At 43.7% G+C, this 613-nt stretch carries 1 protein-coding gene; it reads right to left on the bottom strand.

Annotated features, from left to right (window positions below; genetic code table 11):
• A partial coding sequence (locus HMPREF9074_RS12510) for a hypothetical protein (protein WP_198133050.1) occupies nt 1-613 on the bottom strand: 613 nt, incomplete at both ends.

Genomic DNA, 613 nt, shown 5'->3' on the forward strand with positions numbered 1-613 from the left:
ACCAGTACCGATTACCAATGTACTTGTTACGGTTTGGCAATTCGTTGGGTTAAGCTTTTCGCATACTCTATAAGTAATAGTATGAGTACCCGCTGGAGTACCTGCTGGTATTACAAGCTGACCGTTAGTATTAGAGGTTACTCCTGTTGGCAGACCACTAAAGCTGATGGTTACCGAATTAGTATTGGTTACCGTTGCGCCGTTTAGGGTGATACCTGTAAGTACACTGCTAGTAGTACCACCTGTTATACCATTAGGAACCGTAAGCGGTGTTACAGGTGTTACAGTCAAGCTACCGGTACCGATTACCAAGGTACTAGTTACGGTTTGGCAATTGGTTGGGTTAAGTTTTTCGCATACTTTGTAAGTAACAAGAGTGCTAGTAGCTGGAGTGCCCGCTGGTATCACAATACGTCCTTGTGTATCGGTAGTAACGCCTGCTGGCAAACCGCTAAAGGTTATCGTTACTGAGTTAGTATTCGTTACTACATTACCGTTGAGTCTTACTCCAGTAAGTACACTGCTAGTAGTACCACCTGTTATACCATTAGGTACAGTAAGTGGCGTTACTGGCGTTACTGTTAAGCTACCAGTACCAATTACCAAGGTACTA

It is taken from the genome of Capnocytophaga sp. oral taxon 329 str. F0087 (assembly GCF_000213295.2).
In the GTDB taxonomy this organism is placed as follows: Bacteria; Bacteroidota; Bacteroidia; order Flavobacteriales; family Flavobacteriaceae; genus Capnocytophaga; species Capnocytophaga leadbetteri_A.